The sequence below is a fragment of the Vibrio sp. 10N.222.52.B7 genome (assembly GCF_041474275.1).
Classification (GTDB): Bacteria; Pseudomonadota; Gammaproteobacteria; order Enterobacterales; family Vibrionaceae; genus Vibrio; species Vibrio crassostreae_C.
Map to the genome: position 1 here is coordinate 22,592 of NZ_JBFRTU010000018.1, position 25,579 is coordinate 48,170.

Annotated in this window: 15 protein-coding genes and 1 tRNA gene; 4 read left to right on the forward strand and 12 right to left on the reverse strand. The window is 44.9% G+C overall.

Annotated features, from left to right (window positions below; translation table 11 throughout):
- The first annotated feature begins 673 nt into the window (after nucleotides 1–673).
- On the forward strand, nucleotides 674–3,427 hold the full coding sequence (locus tag AB4512_RS07020) for a cation-translocating P-type ATPase (RefSeq protein ID WP_372174676.1): 2,754 nt from the start codon (nucleotides 674–676) through the stop codon (nucleotides 3,425–3,427).
- Between the two features lie 178 nt (nucleotides 3,428–3,605).
- Here the strand turns inward: AB4512_RS07020 and nth are convergent, their stop codons facing one another.
- The 11 genes from nth to AB4512_RS07075 all read right to left on the reverse strand — a co-directional run bounded on the left by nth (nucleotide 3,606) and on the right by AB4512_RS07075 (nucleotide 17,621).
- Nucleotides 3,606–4,241, reverse strand: coding sequence for an endonuclease III (nth, locus tag AB4512_RS07025; protein ID WP_017061172.1), 636 nt, complete (start codon nucleotides 4,239–4,241; stop codon nucleotides 3,606–3,608).
- A 164-nt stretch (nucleotides 4,242–4,405) separates the two neighbouring features.
- Nucleotides 4,406–5,098 carry an electron transport complex subunit E gene (locus AB4512_RS07030; protein ID WP_012603531.1) on the reverse strand — a complete coding sequence of 231 codons (693 nt, stop codon included), beginning with the start codon at nucleotides 5,096–5,098 and terminating at the stop codon, nucleotides 4,406–4,408.
- Nucleotides 5,098–5,727: an electron transport complex subunit RsxG gene (rsxG, locus tag AB4512_RS07035; protein ID WP_017061171.1), complete on the reverse strand. Its 630-nt coding sequence runs from the start codon at nucleotides 5,725–5,727 to the stop codon at nucleotides 5,098–5,100. Before rsxG ends, AB4512_RS07030 begins: the two co-directional genes overlap by 1 nt.
- A 13-nt stretch (nucleotides 5,728–5,740) precedes the next feature.
- A complete protein-coding gene (rsxD, locus tag AB4512_RS07040) occupies nucleotides 5,741–6,787 on the reverse strand; it encodes an electron transport complex subunit RsxD (RefSeq protein ID WP_017063459.1) in 1,047 nt (348 codons plus the stop codon).
- Nucleotides 6,787–9,360 carry an electron transport complex subunit RsxC gene (gene rsxC / locus AB4512_RS07045; protein WP_372174678.1) on the reverse strand — a complete coding sequence of 858 codons (2,574 nt, stop codon included), beginning with the start codon at nucleotides 9,358–9,360 and terminating at the stop codon, nucleotides 6,787–6,789. The genes rsxD and rsxC overlap by 1 nt, the downstream gene beginning before the upstream one ends.
- A gap of 7 nt (nucleotides 9,361–9,367) precedes the next feature.
- On the reverse strand, nucleotides 9,368–9,961 hold the full coding sequence (gene rsxB, locus AB4512_RS07050) for an electron transport complex subunit RsxB (RefSeq protein WP_004734040.1): 594 nt from the start codon (nucleotides 9,959–9,961) through the stop codon (nucleotides 9,368–9,370).
- A gap of 2 nt (nucleotides 9,962–9,963) precedes the next feature.
- The gene (rsxA, locus tag AB4512_RS07055) at nucleotides 9,964–10,542 is read right to left on the reverse strand and encodes an electron transport complex subunit RsxA (protein WP_004734039.1); all 579 of its coding nucleotides are present in this window, start codon (nucleotides 10,540–10,542) and stop codon (nucleotides 9,964–9,966) included.
- Nucleotides 10,543–10,811: 269 nt separating this feature from the next.
- On the reverse strand, nucleotides 10,812–11,816 hold the full coding sequence (locus AB4512_RS07060; RefSeq protein WP_136973536.1) for a substrate-binding domain-containing protein: 1,005 nt from the start codon (nucleotides 11,814–11,816) through the stop codon (nucleotides 10,812–10,814).
- Between the two features lie 299 nt (nucleotides 11,817–12,115).
- Nucleotides 12,116–15,217, reverse strand: a complete 3,102-nt coding sequence (locus AB4512_RS07065; protein WP_372174680.1) for a beta-galactosidase — start codon at nucleotides 15,215–15,217, stop codon at nucleotides 12,116–12,118.
- Nucleotides 15,218–15,366: 149 nt separating this feature from the next.
- The gene (locus tag AB4512_RS07070; protein ID WP_372174682.1) at nucleotides 15,367–16,269 is read right to left on the reverse strand and encodes a MalM family protein; all 903 of its coding nucleotides are present in this window, start codon (nucleotides 16,267–16,269) and stop codon (nucleotides 15,367–15,369) included.
- A 107-nt stretch (nucleotides 16,270–16,376) separates the two neighbouring features.
- A complete protein-coding gene (locus AB4512_RS07075) occupies nucleotides 16,377–17,621 on the reverse strand; it encodes a carbohydrate porin (protein WP_136973539.1) in 1,245 nt (414 codons plus the stop codon).
- An 848-nt stretch (nucleotides 17,622–18,469) separates the two neighbouring features.
- On the opposite strand from AB4512_RS07075, the gene AB4512_RS07080 reads away from it, so the two are divergent.
- The gene (locus tag AB4512_RS07080; protein WP_372174684.1) at nucleotides 18,470–20,587 is read left to right on the forward strand and encodes an alpha-galactosidase; all 2,118 of its coding nucleotides are present in this window, start codon (nucleotides 18,470–18,472) and stop codon (nucleotides 20,585–20,587) included.
- Nucleotides 20,588–21,062: 475 nt separating this feature from the next.
- A complete protein-coding gene (gene melB / locus AB4512_RS07085) occupies nucleotides 21,063–22,436 on the forward strand; it encodes a melibiose:sodium transporter MelB (protein WP_102394332.1) in 1,374 nt (457 codons plus the stop codon).
- A gap of 289 nt (nucleotides 22,437–22,725) precedes the next feature.
- Here melB and AB4512_RS07090 read toward each other — a convergent pair.
- Nucleotides 22,726–22,801: transfer RNA gene (locus AB4512_RS07090), tRNA-Asn, on the reverse strand.
- A 508-nt stretch (nucleotides 22,802–23,309) separates the two neighbouring features.
- Here AB4512_RS07090 and uvrB point away from each other — a divergent pair.
- Entirely contained in the window at nucleotides 23,310–25,340 is a 2,031-nt protein-coding gene (uvrB, locus tag AB4512_RS07095; protein WP_017066592.1) for an excinuclease ABC subunit UvrB, read from the forward strand.
- The last annotated feature ends 239 nt before the right edge of the window (nucleotides 25,341–25,579 follow it).

Below are 25,579 nucleotides of genomic sequence, written 5' to 3' on the forward strand. Positions count from 1 at the left end.
TGAGTTTGGTCATATTTTCTTATTCTCATCATCTATCTTACTCTCCCTCTCTAGATTTTTCTTATTTGTATTACAAGAAAATGAAAGTAGACGGCCTTCTTGATTTGTCAGTCACTATTGATTAATTCGAAGTTTTGCATAAATAGTAAGTTTGAGTATTGGTCTTTTTTGTAATGGCCTTGGTTATTGAATTGTGATTTATATCTCCATCTTGTTGCTGATTTCCTTTCGTTTTTACAATTGGCATCTAACTTTCCATTTTATCAATTTATGATTACGCCAACATCTCCCTGTTTATAGAAAGGTTATTCCGATGTTTTACTTCGTTATTAAGGAATTTTCGATAAAATACGCCGATAACCAATGGTTTTTACGAAAGTGCAAAGGGTGTCTATTTTTTGTGCTTATCTTTTTTAAACAATAGTTTGGGCTTGTATTGTTTGTTTTATGTTTGATGTTTGATGTGGTTGTGTTTTCAAAGTAGTTGTCAAGTGTGTATCAAGTGTATCTTTTGCGATCTTTGCTAAATAGACAATCCTTACTATATAGTTTTTCAAGCGCACTAAATCGACTAAATATTCACTTTTGATTTGTGCGATTTTTCTATCACATAAGAATAAGTATTATTTTATTACATTAGCCTCGGCGTGAGGCATTGATGTGGAGTACTCAAATGACGAGTAAATGGTTTACACAACAAAGTTCAGATGTTTTAAACGAACTGAACGCAGATCAAACGACAGGTTTATCAACTTCTGAAGCGGATGCACGCTTAGAGAAGCACGGCACTAACGAACTGACTGCACAAGAGTCAGCTTCTGCGTGGGAACTGTATATTCATCAATATAAAAACCCACTGATTTTTATTCTAGCTGTTGGTGCAATCGTTTCTTGGTCTACTGGCCACGCGATTGATGCTATTGCTATTGCAGTGATTATCCTTATCAATACTGGTATCGCGTTCTGGCAAGAATTTAAAGCTCAGAAAGGGATGGAAGCGCTAAAAGAAATGGCAGCTCCAGAAGCCGAAGTGATGCGCGATGGTAAATGGATCAGTGTTCCAGCTAAAACCCTCGTTCCTGGTGACATCATCAAAATTAATACTGGCGATATTCTGCCTGCTGATGTTCGTATTCTTGAGTCAAACCGTCTGACGGTAGATGAGGCTGCACTGACCGGTGAATCTGAGCCAGTGAATAAGCAGTCTGAACGCCTTGAAGATGAGACCCTTGGTCTTGGCGATCAGAAGAACATGGGCTTCATGACAACAATCGTGACTACAGGTACAGGCCTTGCTGTGGTAACAAGCACAGGTATGCAAACTGAAGTTGGTCACATCGCTGATATGATGAACCAAACGGAAGAGACTAAAACACCAATGCAAGAGCGTATGGACACCATCGCACTCGCATTATTGGTTGTTGCTCTTGTGGTTGTTGCTATTGTTTGTGCTATCGGTGTTTACCACGGTATGCCATGGTTAGAAATCCTAACAACAGGTATCTCTTTATCGGTTGCCGCTATTCCTGAAGGTTTACCAACGGTGGTTACTATCGTATTAACGATGGGCTCGACTAAGATGGTTAAGAATAATGCTTTGGCTAAACAGCTAGCAGCAATCGAAACGCTTGGTTCTACAACCGTTATCTGTTCAGATAAAACCGGTACGCTAACACAAAACCAAATGCAGGTGATGAAAGCGTACGATGTGTCTGGTCGTTACTGGGATGTGTCAGGTAAAGGTTTTGATCCTAAGGGTGAATTCATTACCAAAGGTCACAATGTCGAAGCGACAAACAGCCCTGCAATGATGAAAGGTCTTGTTGTTGCAACGCTTTGTAACGATGCTGAATATGTAAATGCTGATGGTAAATGGACGGTTCGTGGCAACCCGACAGAAGGTGCACTAATTGTTGCAGCTGCAAAAGCAGGTCTTAAACAAGATGAAATGCTATCAACGGGTGGCTACTCAATCGTTAAGAAGTTCCCGTTCGATTCTGGTCGTAAGATGGCTTCTGTTATCGTTCGTGACCCACAAGGTAAGCACTTCCTAGCATTGAAAGGTGCGCCAGATGTTGTTCTTGGTAAATCAACCAGCTTCATGGTTGACGGTGGTTTCGTACCAACGGTTGGCTGTGAAGTTTCAGGCAACTTGGCTCTCGATACCGCACCGTCTCAAGAGCTTCATTTAAACTTTGAAGCGGCAATCCAAACCTTTGGTGGTGATGCTCTGCGTACACTTGCCGTTGGTTTCCGTGAATTAAAAGAAGAAGAGCTTGAGTTAGATTTCCCTGAGCTTGAAAAAGACGTCAGCATCCTGGGTATCTATGGCATCATGGATCCACCACGCCCAGAAGTACGCGATGCAGTAAATAGCTGTTATAGCGCTGGTGTTCGTACGGTAATGATTACCGGTGACCACGCAGTCACGGCAGCAGCTATTGCTCGTGAAATCGGAATCATCCGTAGCGAAGACGATCTAGTGGTAACGGGTGCTGAGCTTGACCAAATGGATGACGGGAAGCTGTTGTCTATCTGTTCTCAGGTTGCAGTATTTGCCCGTGTTACTCCAGAGCACAAGCTGCGTATCGTAAAAGCGCAGCAAGAGAACAATGAAGTTGCCTCTATGACCGGTGACGGCGTGAACGATGCGCCAGCACTGCGTCGTGCAGACATTGGTGTTGCGATGGGTATTACAGGTACGTCTGTTGCGAAAGACTCAGGTGACCTTATCCTGTTGGATGACAACTTCAGTACTATCGTGAAGGCGGTACGCCAGGGTCGTCAAATTTTCGATAACCTACGTAAGTTTATCCGCCAAGCACTTACAGCGAACGTGGGTGAGGTTTCGGTAATCCTATTTGCATTCCTACTCATGGGACCAGATGTAGTACTTCCGCTAACTCCACTAATGATTTTATGGGTTAACCTCGTTTCTGATGGTCTACCAGCACTCGCACTCGGTGTTGAGCCAGAAGAGAAAGATCTCATGGAGCGTAAGCCAGGCAAACGTGACCAAGGCTTCTTCTCTAATGGTCTAGGCGCTCGTATCCTAACTCGTGGTCTCGCATTAGGTGGTCTAAGCTTTGTGACATTCTCTTACGCACTCGACGGTGGTTACAGTGCTCAATACGCACAAACCGTTGCGTTTTTAACACTGATCTTTGCTCAACTTTGGAGCTTGTTCGATGCACGTACGTTTACAACGATTTATCGTAAGAATCCGTTCACTAACCACTACCTACTTGGTGCGGTGGCAGTATCGGCTATCTTGTCTTTAAGCGTTGTTTACACAAGCTTCGGTCAGCTGGTATTCAGCACAGAAGCACTAGAGTTTAATCACTTAATATCGTTAATCTTCATTGCAGCAGTACCAACATTTGTTCTATCTGCTATCAAAGAAGTGACTAAAGTGAAGTTTATCTAAGACAGACTTCTTAGCTAAATAATTGAATCCCGCCATAAAGGCGGGATTTTTATGCCTGTTATCTTGGGAACGCAGAATTAGAAATGAAAACTGATGTAGAGGCGGATTCTAGAGAGTGGCAATAAAAAAGCAGCGCTTTAAGCGCTGCCGTATTGATTAATCGTTGTGAACGGAAAGACTAATCTTCGCTCTTTTCTTTGAATTCACAGAGGTCTTCAATGATACAGCTGCCACAGCGTGGTTTACGTGCGACACAGGTGTAACGTCCATGAAGAATGAGCCAATGGTGGACATCCAGTTTGAATTCTTTTGGGATAACTTTAAGTAGTTTTGCTTCGACATCGTCGACGGTTTTACCCATCGCTAGCTTAGTGCGGTTTGATACACGATAGATGTGAGTATCAACGGCAATGGTTGGCCAACCGAATGCGGTATTTAACACTACGTTTGCTGTTTTACGACCGACACCTGGAAGGGCTTCTAATGCAGCGCGATCTTCCGGTACTTCACCATTATGTAGGTCAAGCAGCATACGACACGTTTTGATGGTGTTTTCTGCTTTTGAGTTAAATAGGCCGATGGTCTTGATATACTCTTTTAAGCCATCAACACCTAGGTCGAAAATTGCTTGCGGAGTGTTGGCTAAAGGGTACAGCTTATCCGTCGCCTTGTTCACGCTGACATCGGTTGCTTGTGCAGACAATAGAACGGCAATCAGCAGCTCGAATGGGCTGTTCCAGTTAAGCTCAGTCTCTGGCTTTGGATTGTTTTCTCTTAAACGCTCAAGTATTTCTACTCGTTTTACATTGTTCATAGCGACATTACTTTCAAATAGTTAGGGCATGAAGCTTGGATTGCTTCTGCTTTATCATCGGTTACGCGCTCTTATGAGCGTCATTATTATATGTACTGTTTAGATCTGATTTCCCCCGCTGAGTGGTTGAGCTAACTCAGCGAGGTTTAAGCTAATTTAACTTATTAGGCATTGGTAACGCGAGCGCGTTCAATGACTGGTTTTTCTTGTTTTGGTTGTCTAGATTTTGCTTGGTTATCGATGATATTTTTCAAAGCAATTAAGAAACCAACACCAATGAAGGCACCCGGTGGAAGCAGGGCTAACAAGAAGCTGTTATCAAATTGGAATATCTGGATTCGTAACACCGAAGCCCAGTCACCAAGCAGCAGGTCTGCGCCATCAAATAGGGTCCCGTTACCAATAATCTCACGCATCGCACCTAACACGACCAATACTGATGTCATGCCTAGACCCATCCAGAAACCATCTTGAGCCGCTGGTAGCACTTCATTTTTTGAAGCGAAGGCTTCCGCACGACCAATGATGATGCAGTTGGTTACGATCAGCGGGATGAAGATACCCAAAGAGAGGTAAAGCCCATAGGCGTAAGCGTTCATCAGCAATTGAACACAGGTTACTAGCGAGGCAATGATCATTACGAATACTGGGATACGTACTTCTTTTGGCACATGATTACGAACCAAAGAAACAGAAACGTTTGAGCCGACCAGTACAAGCAAGGTAGCAATGCCTAGCCCAAGTGCGTTAGTGACTGTTGACGATACAGCCAGCAGCGGACATAACCCAAGAAGTTGCACTAGGGCAGGGTTATTGGCCCACATGCCATTTTTGATCAATGTTTTATGGTCACTCATTATTCACCACCACAATTTAGAGGTTGAGCAAGCAATGCTTGGTTGTTTTGGTTAACGTACTGGACCGCTTGTTTGACTGACTTCACGACTGCTCTTGGCGTGATAGTAGCGCCAGTAAACTGGTCAAAATCACCACCGTCTTTACGAACCTTCCAACGGTCTAGATTAGAATCCGTCACTTGCTTACCTGCAAACGAAAGAATCCAATCACTCACACGCAGATCAATCTTATCACCCAAGCCCGGAGTCTCTTGGTGAGAAAGCACGCGAGTACCTAAAATAGTACCGTCAGTTTTCATTCCAACAATGACTTTAATCGCGCCATTGTAGCCGTCTGGTGCAATCGCTTCGATCGCAATCGCGCTTGGCTCACCATTAAGCTTAGCAATGTAAGCCGGCATCGCTTGCTCAGTACCAAGCTCTTCTGCTTGAACCAAAGTACAAGACGAAAACAGCTCGTTGTCGTGCTGATCGTGTGGGATCACTTGGTTAAGAACAGACAGTAACTGAGCCTGTTCTTGTTGTTTGATCTGATCTTTGGTCAGGTAGTGAGTTACCGCGACCAAACCCGTCGAAGCACACGCAAAAATCGCGAGTACAAGGCCGTTTTTCTTAATTGCATTTAGCATGGTATCCGCTCCCTTAGTGACCGTATGTGCGAGGTTTGGTGTAGTAGTCAATCAGTGGAACACACATGTTGGCTAACAATACAGCAAACGCCACGCCATCAGGGAAACCACCCCAACTGCGGATGATAAAGACTAAACCGCCGATCAGAGCGCCAAACACTAAGCGACCTTTGACTGTCGTGGATGCTGAAACTGGGTCGGTTGCAATAAAGAATGCACCAAGCATAGTCGCGCCAGACAGAAGGTGAATGGTTGGAGAAGCGGTTTCACCAGGAGTGAGCACTAAGAACACTAAGCTAAACAGAGTAAGACTGCCGATGAAAGCCACAGGGATATACCATTGAATAACACGTTGCTTAATCAGCACTAAACCGCCGATTAGGTAAGCAAGGTTTACCCACTCCCAGCCTACGCCAGCTAACCAACTAAATTGAGGTTGAGATAGTGCTTCTGAGGCAGTATTGCCTGCCGTTAATGCCGTTTTGAATGCATCAAGCGGCGTCGCCATTGTGGTGCCATCAATGCCAAGGCGTGCTTGTTGCAGAGACAAACCTTCGTTATTGAAGCCAGTAAAGATCATCAAGAATGAGTCAATAAAGCTTGTTGCTTCTGCTGTCAGGCTCGCGGGAGCATTCCAACTGGTCATTTGAACTGGGAATGAAATCAGCAAAACAACGTAAGCGACCATCGCAGGGTTAAATGGGTTCTGCCCTAGGCCGCCGTATAAGTGTTTCGCGATAATAATAGCGAAGAACATACCAATGACGAGGATCCACCACGGAGAGTGTGGGGGAATCGCGACACTCAGTAGCCAAGCGGTTACAACAGCACTGTAATCACGCAGTGCCATTACTGGCGGGCGTTTTCTCAATAGCATGACGGCTGCTTCAAAGGTAACAGCAAGTGCAATAGCAAATACTAACTGGATGAGGGTACCCCATCCAAAGAAGTAGGTTTGAGCTAGTAGACCTGGCAATGCACAAATAGCCACCCATTTCATTAGATCTGGGGTGCTTCTACGGCTATGCGCGTGCGGTGAGCTGGCGATAAAGAAGGCCACTACTCTTTCTCCTCATTGTTCTTTTTATCTAGCTCTTGCTGTGCTTTTCTTGCTTTAGCACGAGCAATAGCGGCAGCAACGGCTGCTTTTTTAGGGTCAACAGCTTCAGATTGAGTTTCAGCTGCCACTTCGAGCACTGGCTCTGGCGTTTCTACTGTTTCGTCTTGTTTCGCTTGCTGGGCTTTTTTCGCTTTAGCACGAGCGATAGCTGCAGCAACAGCAGCTTTCTTCGGATCGACCTGTTCAGATTGAGTATCAGTTTCTACTTCAACTACTGGTTCAGATGTTTCTGCTTGCTTAGCTTGCTGTGCTTTTTTTGCTTTAGCACGGGCTATAGCGGCAGCAACGGCGTCTTTCTTAGCATCGCCAGAACTTCCAGCTTCAGTTTCAACTGCAGGTTCAGGAGCTTCGGTTGTTTCTTGTGTCGCTTGCTGTGCTTTCTTAGCCTTAGCGCGAGCGATGGCCGCAGCAACAGCAGCTTTCTTAGGGTCGACTTGCTCCGATTGAGTCTCGGTTTCAACTTCAACCACTGGTTCAGATGTTTCTGCTTGCTTCGCTTGCTGGGCTTTTTTGGCTTTAGCACGAGCGATAGCGGCAGTAACAGCATCTTTCTTGGCATCGCCGGATTTTTCAGCAGGAGCTTCAGCAGCAGATTCAGCTTGTTGAGCTTTCTTGGCTTTAGCACGAGCAATGGCCGCAGCGACAGCATCTTTCTTAGCATCGCCAGAGCTTTCAACAGGAGCATCCGAAGCAGATTCCGCTTGCTGTGCTTTCTTCGCTTTAGCGCGAGCAATCGCAGCAGCAACGGCGTCTTTCTTCGTATCGCCTGAGCTTTCTGCAGGAGTATCGGCTGCTGCTTGTTGTGCCTTGCGCTCTCTCGCTTGACGCTTGCGCTCTTCACGCAGTTTAGACATTTCAGAGTTGTCTGGTTCAGCGCCTTCCGCTTTTTGAGCTGCATCTTGTTTCGCTTTTGCCTTCGCAATAGCGGCAGCAACCGCAGGTTTCACTGCTGGTTCTTCATTCGGAGCCTGATCCGCAGCGGCTTTTTGTGCTTTAACACGAGCAATCGCAGCAGCAATAGCATCATCACCGCCGGATGTTTTCATATCTTTACGGCGGTTATCTGCGGCTTTTTTAAAGCGGTTTTCACGTTCGGCTTTATCACGCTCCATACGAGCGTTCTTCTCTTCAAAACGAATCTTGGCGCGTTCTGCAGCAGCGGCTTCATCTTTTCGAGTTTTGATTTCAGCTTTTGCTTGGCGATAGTACTGAACAAGAGGGATTTCGCTTGGGCAGACAAATGCACATGCACCACATTCAATACAGTCTTTAATATTTAGCTCTTCACACTTATCCAACTCGTTGGCTTTGGCGTGCCATTGCAGTTGTTGAGGAAGTAGAGACGCAGGGCAAGCTTCAGCACATGCGCTGCAACGGATACATTCCATCTCGTAAGTGCTTGGTGAGATCTCACGACGCGTTGGCGCCAAAATACAGTTCGACGTTTTGGTGATTGGCACATTGGCATGCGGCAAGGTAAAGCCCATCATCGGGCCGCCCAAAATTAAACGCGGCAGTTTTTTATCTGCTTTGTAGCCAAACTCTTCAAGTAACTCATGTACTGGTGTGCCTAATAGCGCCCAAACGTTACGAGGTTGCTTAAAGGTTTTACCGGTTAATGTCACAACGCGGTTAACCACAGGTTCGCCGTCAATTACCGCTCGCTTAATCGAGTAAAGAGAGCCGACGTTCTGAACCAAAACACCAATGTCTGCAGGAATGCCGCCAGCTGGAACCTCTTTGTTGGTGAGGATCTTGATAAGTTGCTTCTCACCACCAGAAGGGTATTTGGTTGGGATAACGCGAATGACGATATCTTTGTCTTTCGCTGCAATCTCAAGTGCTTTTATCGCATCTGGTTTGTTGTCTTCAATGCCGATAACCGTCAGCTTTGGTTGAAGAATGTGTTCAACCACTTCGATGCCGTTTAATACTTCGTCGGCATGTTCTTGAAGCAACTTGTCATCAGAGGTGATGTAAGGTTCACATTCCGCAGCGTTGACGATCAAAATGTCGGTACGACCTAAGCCTGATTGAAGCTTCTTAGCCGTAGGGAAACCTGCGCCGCCCATGCCTGAAATACCAGCTTGGCGAATCACATCAAGCAGTTCGTCAGAAGTCTTTGTCGAAAAATCTTCAACTGGATTTTTTTCAATCCAAGTGTCTAGGCCATCAGGTTTAATAACCACGCATATTTCGCTCAAGCCTGAAGGGTGAGCGGTAGTTCGCGGTTCGATAGCGGTAATCACACCCGATGTTGGTGCGTGTACTGGCAAAGTAAAACCTGTGTCTAAGGCCGTAAGTTGCTGACCTTTTAACACAGTGTCGCCAGCAGCAACCAATAGGTTCCCCGGCTTACCGATGTGCTGTTTCACAGGAAGAACGATTTCTTCTGGAAGCCTTGCATGGACGATATCAGTAGTATTCGACTGTTTCTTGTTTTCAGCAGGGTGCACGCCACCAGGGAAGTTCCAAATAGAGCCCGTGCGAATTTGTTCAATTAAAGAGATCATACTAACCCTATGCTTTAGGCTCTGACGCAGTCGCATCAGTCGCTTGGTTAGTGATATCAGTAACAGGGATGATGTTCATCTGCCATTTCCAATTTTCAGTCGTTGTTGCCACTGGAATCATTTCAATACAGTCAGTAGGGCACGGTGCGACACATAGATCACAACCTGTACATTCATCTTTAATTACTGTGTGCAGTGCCTTGGTGCCACCAACAATGGCGTCAACAGGGCAGGCTTGAATACACTTGGTACAGCCGATACACATATCTTCGTGAATGAAGGCAACGGTTTTTACTTTGTTATCTAAGTCATGAGCGGAGTCTTCAACTTCTACGCCCATTAAATCTGCTAGCTTCTCAATGGTTGCTTGGCCGCCCGGAGGACATTTGTTGATCTTGTCTCCGTTAGCGATCGCCTCTGCGTATGGGCGACAGCCAGGGTAGCCACACTGGCCACATTGAGTTTGCGGTAAAATGGTGTCGATTTGATCGACGATAGGATCAGCTTCAACTTTAAAACGGATAGAAGCAAAGCCCAAAATAGCGCCAAAAACAGCGGCTAAAACGGCTAGCGCAATGATCGCAATTAAAATGGTACTCATGTTTATTTCACCAACCCAGTAAAGCCCATGAATGCCAGAGACATTAGGCCTGCTGTGATCATCGCAATCGATGCGCCTTTGAATGGCATTGGAACATCAGCAACCGCAATACGTTCACGCATTGCAGCAAATAAGATCAATACAAGAGAGAAACCCACCGCTGCGCCGAAACCATAGATGATCGACTGAATGAAGTTGTGGTTTTCATTGATGTTCAGAAGTGCCACACCTAATACCGCACAGTTGGTGGTGATAAGAGGCAGAAAGATACCCAGCAGGCGATAAAGAGTCGGGCTGGTTTTGTGAACGACCATTTCCGTAAATTGAACAACCACCGCGATAACCAAGATGAAACTCATGGTACGCAGGTATTCAATACCCAGAGGGGTAAGGATGTAGGTTTCTACTAGGTATGCAGAGACCGACGCTAACGTTAGAACGAAAGTCGTCGCGAGGCCCATGCCAATCGCAGTCTCCAGTTTCTTGGAGACTCCCATAAATGGACATAGTCCTAAAAACTTCACTAGCACAAAGTTATTGACCAGCACTGTGCCAACCAACAACAAAAGGTATTCGGTCATAATGGATTAATTCTTGAGATTCCGATCCCGATATTATCCTGCTTTGCTCACCTAATAACAACCAAGGATCACTAGGGATTTAGACACTTGGTGAAAAAATCAACGGGTAACCGTTTGATTAAGATGGATCAGGTTAAGTATAGGTGGGTATTTGCGGGGAATGAAAAATAAGATTAACTCAATGATAACTCATCGAATCAATCCTATTTTCTTTGTTGTAAAAAGTGTCGAGGAACGAAATGACTTAGTCTTTATGAACCTGAGCTTTCTCAATTAATGTTTCGAACAGAGGCTCTGCGCACCAAAATTGGCATAAATAGCTTATGTTCCGTGTGTTCTTTTGGCTCGTCACTTGCGAGTTGCAGAGAGAGCTTAACCGCTTGATTAGCCATGACTTGAATTGGGTAACGAATGGTGGTCAATCGAGGGTAGATGAAGCGAGCAATGTGGCCGTCATCAAACCCAATAACTGATATATCTTCTGGAATACGAACGCCATTTTCTTGTAATAACGCCAAACAGCCTGCTGCCATGTAGTCGTTATACGTGGCAATGGCTGTGATATCTGTGTTTTTTGCCATTAAGTTAACCATGGCTTGCTCACCGCCTAGCTCGTCAGGTTCACCATATTCGATGTACTCATCGTTCGATTCAATACCGTGATCTTTCAATGCATCCAAATAGCCACCTAAGCGGTCGTGAGCATCTTCAATATCGTGACTCGAGCAGATGTAGCCAATGTGCTTGTGGCCGTTTTTAATCAAATACTCAGTCGCGATGTAAGAGCCGCGGCGGTTGTCGAGAGCAATACAGCGGTGTTCGATATCGGGAACAATTCGGTTGATGAGAACTAAGCCGGGCACTTCATTGGCTAGCTTAACCAATTCTTCGTCGCTAATGCCTTTGCTATGAACCACGAGTGATTCGCAGCGGCTGTTGATCAGCAAGTTAATCGCATTACGCTCTTTGGTCGCGTCATGGTAGCCGCTGCCAATCAGTAGCTGCTTTTCTTGCTCACTTGCCACGGTATCAATGGCTTTGATCATCGAGCCGAAGAACGGGGCAGAAACATCATTAACCAGTACACCAATCGCGTTTGAAGATTTGCTGACCAATGCACGGGCGTTGGCATTTGGGCGATAGCCGAGTTTTTCCATAGCGGCTTTTACCGCCGCAATTGCGGTTTCACTGGTGTGAGGTGCATTGTTGATTACTCGAGAGGTGGTCGCGATTGATACGCCTGCTTCCTTCGCAACATCTTTAATGGTAGCCATTCCGCTCTCTTATTCTGAATATAATGCTGTGTGCTGGTGGTTGGACATTTAACAACGGATAGTTAGGCAATTCAAATATTAAACATCAAATATGACGAGGTTTGATGGTTTATTTTTGATTGGCTGACTAGTTTGAAAATAATAAGCCAAGCTCTAGATTTGAGCTTGGCTTTTGAGTCACATTGGCGTGTGGACTGCTGTCGTGTGAGCTGTTGTCGCGTGAAGTAAGGTAATCACAGGTAACCCAAAGTAATAGGGGAACCAAGTGGCTTAGAGCAAGCCGCTTGGTCCGAATCTACTTACGATGCGCTTGTTAGCGTAACCTGATAACGATATTGATTGTCGGTGAGTTGAAACTCTTGGTGAACACTTGGACTCCAAGAATCATCACCACCAACACCCATATGTTGGTGATCTACGCGTACATAGATTTTCTCTTCACGAGTCAGGTCATTGGTATGCTTAGCATCCGTTAATTGTTGCTGGCTGTACTGACTCACACTGAATGAAAAATCGCCTTCGATCCCGATATTTCCTACATTCAAGTTTTTGGTTCCGCAACGTAACCCGCTATCGGTTGGGAATATATACGGCGTATGCATCTGATCCAGTGTCTGTTTGTGTAAACCGAATCGAGCAGCAGCCAAACGGTCTGGATAGTTTTCAAAAGGACCTAATCCCAGCCACGATACTGGAGTTTCATTGGCAGTTTCGAGTGGTAAAGGTAGCTCCATCTCAAGACCAATGCGTGGCATCGGTGGTAAGTGATCGGCTAAGTTGACATCAACCGCGATATTCATTTCGCCTAGGTTATTTAAGGTGTATTGCCATTTGGTAATCGCTTGGATTTGGCCATTAAATTGGTAGGCGAATACTGACGCCACTTGTACTGAGTCTGCGAGCGCTTGCACGACACAACTTGTACACTGACGCTCCCATTGACCAATGCCTGCAAGTTCCCAGCGACAAGCCCATGCATTTGGGTCGATGTTGTCTATCTCACTGATACCAATGTCGTTATCAAGTGGCGCGCGATAGAAGTTATCGACAGGTGCCTTGATAACTTGCGGTTGCCCATCAACGATCCAGTGGGTCAACAATCCACTCTCTGTATCCCATTGCCATTGATGTGTTTCATCTAGGCTAGACACGACCACTTTATTGTCTTGCTGATGTAACTGAGGAGCCAAAGCATTTGCCGTGATCGGGAGTTGCAAGCCAGCATGGTTACGTAAAGCAAATTGCTCCGTCGCACAAACATGGCCTTCTTCTGCCCACTTGGTTGAATGAGTCAGAGTAATATCGGTGTTGAGATGATATTCGGCTTGTGCTTTTGGTGTGAAAGCGAGGTCAATTACCAGCTCTTGTTTACTATCTTCAGCAACGGATAAGACTTGTTGCCCTGATTGAATCACGATGCCATTTTCGAGCAATTGCCAGCGTAAGATTTCATTGTCAGTCGCTCGGAACAGGTTTTCATTGGTTACCGTTAGGCGGCATTGATCTTCAGTTTGCTCTGCTAACGTCACATTGATCATTCTCTGGCAGTATTTCGCCTCTTCCAAGGTCGGGTGTACGCTGCGATCTGGGAAGATCAAACCGTTGATGCAGAACTGACGGTCGTTGATGACATCGCCAAAGTCTCCACCGTAGGCCCAGAAGTGTTCACCGTTTTCATCCCATTGGCTTAGTCCTTGGTCAACCCAATCCCAGATGAAACCGCCTTGTAGGCGAGGATATTCTCGGAATGCATCCCAGTAATCATTAAAGCTACCCAAACTGTTACCCATTGCGTGTGCGTATTCACAAAGAATAAGCGGGCGTTGCTCGTTAGGCAGAGAAACCCATTTCTTGATAGACCATTTTGGAACGGCATCGTCTTCGATAGTGCTGTTAACGCGTGCGTACATTGGCGCAATGATATCGGTCGCTGTGGTATTTGAACCACCGCCTTCATACTGTACCGGGCGAGAAGGATCGTACTGTTTCGACCAAGCATACATCGCATTGTGGCTGCTGCCGTGCCCTGACTCGTTGCCCAAAGACCAGATGATGATAGAAGGGTGGTTCTTATCACGCATGACCATTTGCGTATAGCGACTCATATAAGCGTGTGCCCATTGCGGATCCGCAGACAAGCGATTCATAGGCTGCATGCCATGGGTCTCGATGTTCGCTTCATCACACACATATAAACCGTATTCGTCACACAGCTCGTACCATCGTGGGTGGTTAGGGTAGTGAGCGGTGCGCACAGCATTGAAGTTGTACTGCTTCATTAGACAGATATCGCGGATCATGTCTTCTTCTGTCATCACATGCCCCAACTCTGGGTGATGCTCATGACGGTTGACGCCGCGAATCAATAGCGGTTTGCCGTTTAGCTTTAGCTGACCGTCTGTCATTTCGACTTTACGGAATCCAACTTGATAAGCTTCACTTTCTATGTGGTTACCTTGCCTATCAAGCAATGACACGACAATTCGGTAAAGGTTAGGAACTTCTGCGCTCCATTTCTTCGGATCTCGAACATGAAGAGTTTGGAATACCACATCATCGTAGGTGCCACGCTCGTCAATTCGTCGATTATGAGGGCGATCGATAAGCGGTTCAGTCACCGCGTTTTCACCGTCAAACAGTTGAACCTGAACTTGGTAAGTGTCTGGTGCCGTAATTTTGGTGACAATAGACAGTGAACCATCGCGATAGCATGCGTCTAAATTAGGCGTAACGAACACATCTTCAATGCACTGCTTTGGTTTAGCTAGCAAGGTCACATCACGGAAAATACCGCTTAGCCACCACATATCTTGGTCTTCTAAATAGCTACCATCACACCAACGTATCACCATGACAGAAAGCGTATTGTCGCCAACAGTTAGATACTGAGTTAAGTCGAACTCGGCAGGTAAGCGGCTATCTTGGCTGTAACCAACCCAATTGCCATTACACCAAAGATGAAAAGCGGAATTGACGCCATCAAAGATAATACGTTGGGTGTTCTTTAGGTCATTTTTAGTCAACGTAATTTGAGTGCGGTAACAACCGGTTGGGTTTTCTGCCGGTACAAACGGTGGGTTCACTTCAAATGGGTATTTTACGTTGGCGTAGATAGGTTTATCGTAGCCTTGCATTTGCCAGTTCGATGGTACGGTAATCTCGTCCCATTGTGAGTCATTGAAACTTGTTTCGATAAATTCACCGTCAACTTGTTCAGGTGCATCAAAGTATTTGAACTTCCATTGTCCATTAAGAGATTTACGTTGTGACTCAATGCCGTCTCGAGCGTGCTTAAGGTTGCGGTAGCTTGATAATGGGCTGTGCGCATTAAGGCAGTGGATATTCACAGACTGTGGGTTTTCCCAATCGCGTCTTTGGATGATGTTTGAAAATGCCTTCATGGTATTCCTACTCTTAAAGTGTTCAATATTGGTAATAATTCTATTAAGTCATCGGTCTTTTAAGCCGTGATGACCGTTATCAAATCGTTGGTTTTGCGTATTGTTCTGCGTATTGTTTTGTTTGCTTATTGAGCTATTGAGCTATTGAGCTATTCAGCGAGCTGTTTTAATAAATAATCTTTTGCTTCGGGCATACCCTGTTCGGCCGCTTGATTAGCAATAAATGCGGCTTGTTTGATGTCATTGTTGTTTAGGGCTTGGTCAATGTCCTTTTGGATATTCAGCCATTGCGCCTTTTGATTGGTTTCAACTGTCTGAGTTGATGGTTGAGAAACTTGCTTTGAACCTAAGGTTTCGGGTTCATTGTCGGATGAAACGCCAAGCTCTGCCAATAGGGTCAAAACCGCACTGTTTGTTGATTTGCTCGCCGTAATATCAATGACACCTACGCTGCTCAACGTCGCTGTCTGTGGCAGTTGCTTATTGCCAATAATCTGCTGAGATTCTGAATACAGATCTTCAGGGTGAATTCGATTGATGGCGCTACCTAACTTAGTGCTGTCGGCGCTGACCACAATAAATTGCGCGTTGTCTCGTTGAGGTTCTAGTGCAATTGATGCTTCAATTCTTTCTAACCCTTGCATGGCTGTCGGGTAGTAAGTGAAGTCGTTAGTGCTGTATTGACCAAGCAGTCGCCATTGTTTGTCAAAGACATAAATAGACGGTGCGAATAGCGCATCATTTTTAATGTATGAACGAATGAGCAAGGACAGCGATTCTGTCGTGTCACTGATTTGGTACGCGATGGTCGGAAAGCGTTGGCTATCCGCTTGTGTATTGTCATTTAACAATGAAGAGGAAAGGGTCGGTAAATCACCGTCCATGATGACTTGCTGGTGGAATGGAATAGATAATTGAGTGATAGGTAGCGCGCTGAGTTGAGAACAACATGCACTGCTATTGAAATCAGTATTGAGTTTTTGTTCTGGTATGCCGCTGCATGCGCTTACAGTTAATGCCGCGACAATGACTACCAATGATTTTAATTTCATCTGATTACTACCTTTGTAAAGGGGGGAACCATTGGCTTCCCCATTAAATTTGCTATTCCAGTTTCAAGCGCCAACTCAATGGTTGAATTGACGCTTTGTTTCTGTGTTTACCACCAAGTTTCTACGTTGAAACCAAAGGTAATTTCATCGACGGTCTCTGCATTGATGCTCGTCGCCGTGCCATACACTTCGTTACCACGGTCCCATTCGTTGTTGGATTCAGAGTACGTCGCAAAAATACGAATAGATGGACGAGCCCATACCCCTTTTCCAGCTTGGAACATTTGAGCCACGGTCACTTTATACATATCGTTGGTGCCCGAGCCGTTTTGAGCTTCTACCGTTTCGTAACCCACCTCTAATGCTGTCGACATGTAATCTGTCCAAGCATATTGAGGACGAGCTCCGACACTGAACCACTTCTCACCATCGTTGTTATCTAGGTTTTTGTCTTGATAAGCGATGGAGTACATCACTTGAACATCTTCACTGATATTCAAGTCACCGTGGTTAAATAGGCGCCAGCTAGAACCATCGTGTTCCACACCCGTGCTGTATTTTCTGTTTGATCCACCTTCAGCACTCATTAATCCACCTGCCAACGCATCGGTACCATATTGGAAGGCCAAGGTGTTTGAACCGTAGTTCCAAGCTTGACGGTAAAGAGCAGAGAGCATTGCGCCAGAAGTAGTAATGTCTTTATCGTCGTAGCTTGAGTTCTGCGTGGTTACGTAGTTTAGGCCGAGTGTTAGGTCTGCTGTTTCACTTAGCTCAATGCCACTTAAGCGGGCATCGATGTTATGAAGGCTGCGTCCATCGTCACTTGAAGAGTTTGGTGCCATCCAAGCTAAGTGAGCATCAGCAAAGCCGAGATCCCAATCTTCAATACCAAGACCGGTGCTGGATGTATCCCAGTACTTCACATCTATCATGTGGACTTCGTGGCGACGGTAAAAACGTTCACCTGCCCAAATTTTTGCGTTGGGTTGGCCGTCGATAAGCCCATGGCCTGCTGACCAAAGCTGAATCGTACTCACGTCTCCCCAGCTATCTCCACTGCCTAGATAAATCGTGGTGTCAAAATAGGCGTCATTGTCACGCCATACATCGGCTTTCACTCCCGCTTCCCACCAATTTAGTTCATTACCTAAACGGTAGTTACCGTAACCTTGGCCCGCTCGAATAACGTCGTTGCGTTCTCCTTTGCCGTCGTTATGTTGGTCATTATCGGTGTAGATGTTGCCCCATTTTGCATAACCAAAATACGTTACGTTCTCCACTGCAGCGAAGCTGACTAATGGGGCGAGGGACAGAGTGAATCCTAATGCTTTGACTAGCATTTTTTGTTTCATGAAGTGTCTCCATTATTTTTTATTTATGGATATTTTTATGTTTGAGTCCTAACTCGAGCGAGAGTGTAAATAAACTATGGAAACGTTTTCATGATGAGGTTGGCATTTTTACGCTATTGATGGGTTTGTGATTATTTTGTGTGATTTTGATCTGGTTATTGAGCTTGTATTGGCGGTTTTATAGCGGTTTCTGTGGGTTTTTTATGGAATCGTTTTCTATTTCAGAGGTGTTGAGGGGGTTGATAGTGCGTTAGAACTGAAGTAGCTCGTTGTGTTCGAACATAGGTAATTGTGATGTAAGGCTAGATCTAGCAAGGGTTTGGGGCTTTTTTGAGGGGAAAAGCAGCCCAGTCAATGATAACTGGGCATGTGAGACAAGGAAGCAAGTATCAAATTCAATGTCGAAGCTAGGCTACAGGCATTGCGTTCTATACCGTCAAGCTGGAATGTAAAAGTTAGGACCCAGGGAGACACTTCATAGTTGTACTCTAAAGGTTAAGAATACGAGTGTGGTGTGGTGAGTTCAAGAGGAAATGTGTGTGAGCCAATTTTCAAATTACAGATCCACCATAACATAATGAATTTTAAGGGCTTAATTGTTGTTAACCTCCTGTTTATTTTAACGTTATAGCACTTTATTTAATGTGGAATATCCCTATTCTTTGGGATCAGGAGTATATGCGTTGAGATGGTGGTTGGCATAAATCTTTGAATTAGGGAGCATTATTTGAATCTATTAATCTCAAAATATTTAATGGAAACGTTTTCATGATTTTGGGTTTGATCACAGAAACTCTCAGCTCAATAATTATGATACGGGGTAATTAAACGCGTTAAGGTTAAATAAAATGACGAATAAATCCCTAGTAGAAATTACGGGTAAAGACTCGCAACTGATCGTTGAACTTGGTGATTTCGCCGAAATTCTGCATTGGGGAGTTCCAGTTCGTGGCGATCTAACGAACTTTCGTGTTTCTCTTCAAAGGCCAGTTCCTTACGGTCGCCTTGATAATGATGTCGCTATGTCGTTGAGCCCTGAACTCGGGCGCGGTGTTTTCAGCAGTCCGGCATTAGAAGGACACCGAGATGGGTTGGACTGGGCGCCTGTTTTCTCTATTACGGATATTCAACAAACACCATCTAGCTTAATCATTGAGAGTGAAGATGTGCGTGCAGGCTTACGTTTAACAACCGAGTTATGCCTTGATAAACATGATGTTGTGAAATCTCGTCACACCTTAACCAACGTTAAAGCTGGCTTTTATCAGGTGAATCGTCTCGCCAATACTTTACCATTACCAGCAAGAGCTAATGAGTTGATGACGTACTACGGCCGCTGGGTACATGAGTTCCAAACGGTGCGTCAACCCTTACAGCAAGGGGGCTATCAGCAAGAAAATCGTCGCGGAAGAACGTCTCATGAACATTATCCAGCGATGGTTGTCGGTACCGCTAACTTTAATGAAATGGCAGGTGATGTGTGGGGAATTCACTTCGCTTGGAGTGGTAACCACAGACTGCGCGCGGATGTAAAAGCAGACGGTCGTCGCTACGTGCAAGCTGAAGTTATTTATCTACCGGGCGAGATTGCATTGGATGAAGGTGAAAGCTTAACGACACCTTGGTTGTATGCAAGTTTCAGTTCGGAAGGCTTAAATGGAATGAGCCATCAGTTCCACTCCCATGTGCGTGGTTCGATCTTGCCGGAGTCTTTCGTACAAAAGCCTCGACCCATCCATCTAAATACATGGGAAGGCATCTATTTTGACCATGATCCTGATTATATTATGTCGATGGCTAGCCAAGCCGTGGATATGGGAGTAGAGCGTTTTATCATTGACGATGGCTGGTTCAAAGGGCGCTGCGGAGACAAGGCTGCGCTAGGGGATTGGTTCTTAGATGAAGAAAAGTACCCAAATGGTTTAGAGCCGATAGTTGAACACGTTAATCAGTTGGGTATGGAGTTTGGATTGTGGTTCGAACCTGAGATGATCAATAAGGATTCTGACTTATACCGAGCCCATCCAGACTGGTTGCTCGCCGTAGACGGCTATGACCAACCAACGGGTCGCAATCAATATGTTGTCGATCTTCAGAATCAACAAGCATTCGACTTTCTGTTTGAGCGCCTTGATCACTTCTTAAGTAAGTACAACATTGCTTACATTAAGTGGGATATGAACCGAGAAGTTGTACAACCTGCGCATCTAGGCAGGGCTGCGGCCCATCAACAAACCGCTCGTTATTATGAGTTGGTCGATAAAGTCCGAGAGAAGCACCCTATGGTTGATATTGAATCTTGTGCGGCTGGTGGTGGTCGTATCGATTTTGAAGTTCTTAAGCGTACGCAACGTTTTTGGGCTTCTGATAATAACGATGCCTTAGAAAGACAAACGATTCAGCGCGGGATGAGTTACTTCTTCCCTCCTGAGGTAATGGGAAGCCATATTGGCGCGAGCCACTGCCACAGCACTCGTCGTCGTCATAGTATTGAGTTTCGTGGCCTAACAGCACTGTTTGGTCATATGGGGATTGAATTAGACCCTGTGAAAGAAGTTCAAGAAGAGAAGCAGGGCTTTGAACACTATATTAAGTTACATAAGATGCTGCGTCCGTTACTGCATAGCGGGAGAACTTGGCGAGTTCCAACGGACGATAGTGCCCATCAGATCCATGCGGTCGTTTCCGAAGATGTGTCAGAAGCGGTGGTGATGATTGCACAGCTGGCGATGCCAACCAATTCGTTGAGTGGTCATTTGCGCATACCTGGGCTAGATCCACAAAGCCTATACAAGGTCTCCGTGATTGATAAACCGTCAAATTACGATGATATTGTGAATTATCAACCGCCATGGACAGAGTCTGGCTGTGAATTATCAGGTGCTTGGTGTGCCGAGGTGGGGTTGACGATGCCAATACTCGATGCAGAAACAGCGATGCTGATTAAGTTTGAACGTATCGAGTAAGTTTTAGCATAGGCCTTATATTTGATGAACCGCGTAGGTGAAATTACGCGGTTTTTTATTGCCTTTAATAAGCCGTCATGAACTATCAAATCAATTTGATGTGCCCGTATAGATTGGAGATCTGTAGGTATTCCCACCGTGATACTGCATCTATGTAATCGTTCTCATGCGTCACTTCACACTACGAACTGTTTTGAGCACTTTAATTAGCGATATTCTCTATCAATTCGAGTGTTTTATTGTTCGATCTCTCACTTTAGATATTTGACTGAAAACGTTTCCATGGAGTGGTTGTTGATCACAGTATCTGTTCGTTGGAATGGTTACATTAGCGTCGGACTTGATACTTGAGTGTTTTAAGAAGCGACCATAGAGTGGCTCTAAAACAGAACTTGAGTGGATAAATTATTATAAATAAAAGGTAAGCGTTTCAACGTCTGTTAGGAGATGAAGTTACGCGCCTGAAGGAAATACTATGTCTGATCAAATTACTCTACAAACCAAATTATCGTATGGACTTGGGGCTTTAGGTAAAGACTTTGCTTGTGCTCCGATCTACATCTTTTTAATGTTTTACTTCACTGATGTTGCTGGGCTGTCAGCGGCATTTGTGGGTACTATCTTTTTGGCCGCGCGCATTGTCGACGCGGTGACCGACCCAATGATGGGCGTTATCGTTGATAACACGCGCTCTAAGTTTGGTAAATTCCGTCCTTGGATAGTGATTGGAACCCTGTTAAATGCTGTAGTGCTTGTTGGCCTTTTTAGTACGCATATGTTTGAAGGCACTACGTTATACATTTATGCAGCGGCTGCTTATATTCTGTGGGGCCTTACGTACACTATTATGGATATTCCATACTGGTCTTTGATTCCTGCACTATCGAGCTCTCGTCAAGAACGTGAAAAGCTGGTTGTTTGGCCACGATTGTTTGCTAGCTTGGCTTGGTTTATTACGGGTACTTACGGGCTACATATTGTCGGTAAACTGGGTGATGGTGACCAAGGACAAGGTTTCTTCAACGTTGCTATGTTGATTGCTGTGCTGTTCGTGATGAGTGCATTCTTGATTGCTCGCAACGTAAAAGAAAAATCGGCACCAGCAAATGCGAAACCAGCTGAGCGTTTCAGCTTTAAAGATGTAATGGTTATCATTGGTAAGAATGACCAACTAAAAGCACTTATTGGTACCGTATTGTCGTTCCAAATAGCAAACTTGTTGGTGGGTGGTTTTGCGATTTACTACTTCTCTTACGCTTTAGGCAACGCTGACTTGTTCCCCGTTTATATGATGGTGGCAGGTATCGCTGAAGTTGCAGGCGTATTCTTGTTCCCTCGTATTGCATCAGTGTTACCACGCAAACACCTATGGGTTATCGCTTGTGGCTTCCCAGTGCTGTCTTGTACCACTCTACTTATCATGGGCTTTATCGCTCCAGGTAACGCGATTCTAATCGGTATCGCAGGTGCTGCTATCAAGTTTGGTGTGGGTATCGCTAACGCACTGCAAACTGTAATGCTTGCCGATGTTGTTGATTACGGTGAACACAAAACGGGTCGTCGCAGTGAGAGTGTTATCTTCTCTGTTCAAACGATGCTTGTTAAGTTTGCAGGCGCGGCTGGTGGTTTTATTGTTGGTATGGGCTTGTCTGTGGTGGGTTATGTACCAAACGTGGAACAGTCTGACAGCACTATCATGGGACTGCAGTTTATGATGGTAGGTTTACCAGCGATTCTAATGACGGTAAGTGCTCTTGTTTATAAGCGCTACTACCACCTGCATGAAGGATTTGATCAAGACCAAGCCGGTAAAGAGACTCAGACAAATGTTGTTACAGCAGAAGCATAACCGCTAAACGACGTCTAATCTAGAATAAAGCTCAGTTTAGTCACTAAGCCCAAACGCCTCCTTGTGAGGCGTTTTTTTATGGATGTGAGTTAATCAAAGCTGTGCCTGTAGGGCTTTTGTTTCGACTAAAACGCAAAAAGCCGCATCGAATGATGCGGCTTCTTTAAATTTGGCCCCCTTGTCGAGACTTGAACGCGGGCGGCTAGGTTTGTGACATTAACTTGGAACAAGTTAGTCGCAGTTATATACGAAAAAAGCCCAATCTTTCGATTGAGCTTTTTTCTGAATTTGGCTCCCCTTGCAAGACTTGAACTTGCGACATACGGATTAACAGTCCGCCGTTCTACCAACTGAACTAAAGGGGAATTGCTTGTTAGCGACGCGAATTCTAATAATTGTCCGGATTTCTGTCAATAAAAAATATCAGAAAAAAGTAAGATAAAAAACTTTACTTTCTTGAACGCCTTATAGGATTTAGCTTTGCTTTAGTTATCCACCAAAATTGTGGATAAGTGTGTGTGTGAAACTTTAACAACAATAATCGGGATAAATCGAAAAATGTAAAAACCTTATATAAGGTAATGTATTTAAAAGATTTATAGCAAAATATCGCAATTGTATAACTTTTGTAGATTATAAAACGAACAGTAAAACAAGCGGTATTTTTAGGTTTTTTGGGGAAAAGTAGTGGATTAAAATTCGAGTAATTTAGCTGGGGAAACTTTGCAGGGCACGGATAATACCAAGTTCTAAAAATAAAAGCTATAACTGATCTCTGATCTTAAGATGCATTTCTCTAGATAATTGTTGCAACGACACTCCTCCTAGAGTGACAATGACCTGATTAAAAAAACAGTATGGAAATGGCGACCTATGAGTAAACTCTTTGACTTGGTATCGGACTACAGCCCGTCCGGTGATCAGCCGACAGCGATAACCAAATTACTAGACGGATTAGATTCTGGTTTGGCACATCAAACTCTACTAGGGGTAACGGGCTCAGGTAAAACCTTTACCCTTGCCAACGTCATTTCCCAATCTCAAAGACCTGCGATTCTGTTAGCGCCTAACAAGACATTGGCGGCTCAACTTTACGGTGAGATGAAATCTTTCTTTCCAAACAATGCCGTTGAGTATTTCGTTTCTTACTACGATTACTACCAACCTGAAGCCTACGTTCCAACCACGGACACGTTCATCGAGAAAGATGCGTCTGTGAACGCTCATATCGAACAAATGAGGCTTTCGGCAACCAAAGCCTTATTAGAACGAAAAGACGCCATCATTGTGGCTTCTGTGTCGGCTATCTACGGTCTGGGTGATCCTAAGTCTTATTTGAAGATGATGCTTCATTTGAGTCGTGGCGAGGTGATGGATCAGCGAGACATCCTGCGTCGATTGGCTGAGCTGCAATATTCAAGAAACGATGTCGCCTTTGAACGTGGTCAGTTCCGTGTTCGTGGTGAGGTGATTGATATCTTTCCGGCTGAATCTGACCAAGATGCGGTTCGAATTGAGATGTTCGATGACGAAGTGGACTGCATTAGTATTTTTGATCCTCTGACTGGTGCGGTGAAACAAAGAGACTTGCCGCGCTTTACGGTTTATCCAAAAACTCACTATGTAACGCCAAGAGAAAAAATCCTTGAGGCGATTGAGAACATCAAGGACGAACTGCGCGATCGTGCTCAATACTTAAAAGACAACAATAAGCTTTTGGAAGAGCAGCGTATCTCTCAAAGAACTCAGTTTGATATTGAGATGATGACTGAGCTTGGCTTCTGTTCCGGTATCGAAAACTATTCACGATACTTGAGCGGCCGTGCGGAAGGGGAAGCGCCGCCAACGTTATTTGACTACCTGCCTGATGATGGTTTGCTGATCATCGATGAGTCACACGTGACTGTGCCGCAAATTGGTGCGATGTATAAAGGTGACCGTTCTCGTAAAGAAACCTTGGTCGAGTTTGGTTTTAGACTGCCTTCTGCATTGGATAACCGTCCAATGAAGTTTGAAGAATTTGAGTCTATAGCCCCACAAACGATTTTTGTGTCGGCAACACCAGGTAATTACGAGATTGAAAAATCAGATGGCGAGATTGCTGATCAAGTGGTACGTCCTACTGGTCTGTTAGACCCAATCATCGAAGTAAGACCTGTCGCGACGCAGGTGGATGACTTGCTGTCTGAAATCAGAATCCGTTCAGTGAAAGAAGAGCGTGTTTTGGTTACCACGTTGACCAAGAGAATGGCAGAAGACTTAACCGAATACCTAAGTGAGCACGGCGTTAAAGTGCGTTACTTGCACTCGGATATCGATACCGTTGAGCGTGTAGAGATCATCCGAGACCTACGTTTGGGCAAGTTCGATGTGTTAGTGGGCATTAACTTACTTCGTGAAGGTTTGGATATGCCTGAAGTGTCGCTGGTGGCGATTCTTGATGCAGATAAAGAGGGCTTCTTGCGTTCTGAGCGTTCTCTGATTCAAACCATTGGTCGTGCTGCTCGTAACTTGGAAGGTCGAGCAATCCTTTATGGTGATTCGATTACTAAGTCGATGAGAAAAGCGATTGATGAAACCGATCGTCGTCGCGAGAAACAGCAAGCCTACAACGAAGAGCAAGGCATCACACCGCAAGCGTTGAAACGCAATATCAAAGACATTATGGAACTGGGTGATCTAACCAAGTCGAAGCAGCAGCGCCAATCGAAACAAGTTCCACTATCTAAGGTGGCAGAGCCTTCTGAAAGTTATGCAGTACTTACGCCGCAACAGCTTGATAAAGAGATCAGCAAGCTAGAATCTGCGATGTATCAGCATGCTCAGAATCTGGAATTTGAATTGGCCGCACAGAAGCGTGATGAAATTGATCAGTTAAGAAAGCAGTTTATTACCAACAGCTAATCTCACTTTTCGCTCGAGAATTGATCCCCCTCAACACAAGAATTGAGAGTGTTTCAGACAAAAAAACAGCCAGTAGTAAATGTTCTACTGGCTTACGTTTGTGAACAATCGGTCCACTAACAACGTCAGTTGGCTAGGTGACCCGAAGGTCATTTATACCGTTGCATCGTTCGTGCCAGATAGATAAAACATTGATTGTTTGAAGCAAGTAAAAAAACACACTACAAATACTGTGGCTA

Coding starts and splice junctions, on each gene's coding strand:
- AB4512_RS07030 (WP_012603531.1), bottom strand. CDS start 5,098: ATGAGTGACCATAAAACATTGATCAAAAATGGCATGTGGGCCAATAAC.
- rsxA (WP_004734039.1), bottom strand. CDS start 10,542: ATGACCGAATACCTTTTGTTGTTGGTTGGCACAGTGCTGGTCAATAAC.
- AB4512_RS07080 (WP_372174684.1), top strand. CDS start 18,470: ATGACGAATAAATCCCTAGTAGAAATTACGGGTAAAGACTCGCAACTG.
- AB4512_RS07075 (WP_136973539.1), bottom strand. CDS start 17,621: ATGAAACAAAAAATGCTAGTCAAAGCATTAGGATTCACTCTGTCCCTC.
- uvrB (WP_017066592.1), top strand. CDS start 23,310: ATGAGTAAACTCTTTGACTTGGTATCGGACTACAGCCCGTCCGGTGAT.
- rsxC (WP_372174678.1), bottom strand. CDS start 9,360: ATGATCTCTTTAATTGAACAAATTCGCACGGGCTCTATTTGGAACTTC.
- rsxG (WP_017061171.1), bottom strand. CDS start 5,727: ATGCTAAATGCAATTAAGAAAAACGGCCTTGTACTCGCGATTTTTGCG.
- rsxB (WP_004734040.1), bottom strand. CDS start 9,961: ATGAGTACCATTTTAATTGCGATCATTGCGCTAGCCGTTTTAGCCGCT.
- AB4512_RS07060 (WP_136973536.1), bottom strand. CDS start 11,816: ATGGCTACCATTAAAGATGTTGCGAAGGAAGCAGGCGTATCAATCGCG.
- melB (WP_102394332.1), top strand. CDS start 21,063: ATGTCTGATCAAATTACTCTACAAACCAAATTATCGTATGGACTTGGG.
- AB4512_RS07070 (WP_372174682.1), bottom strand. CDS start 16,269: ATGAAATTAAAATCATTGGTAGTCATTGTCGCGGCATTAACTGTAAGC.
- nth (WP_017061172.1), bottom strand. CDS start 4,241: ATGAACAATGTAAAACGAGTAGAAATACTTGAGCGTTTAAGAGAAAAC.
- AB4512_RS07065 (WP_372174680.1), bottom strand. CDS start 15,217: ATGAAGGCATTTTCAAACATCATCCAAAGACGCGATTGGGAAAACCCA.
- AB4512_RS07020 (WP_372174676.1), top strand. CDS start 674: ATGACGAGTAAATGGTTTACACAACAAAGTTCAGATGTTTTAAACGAA.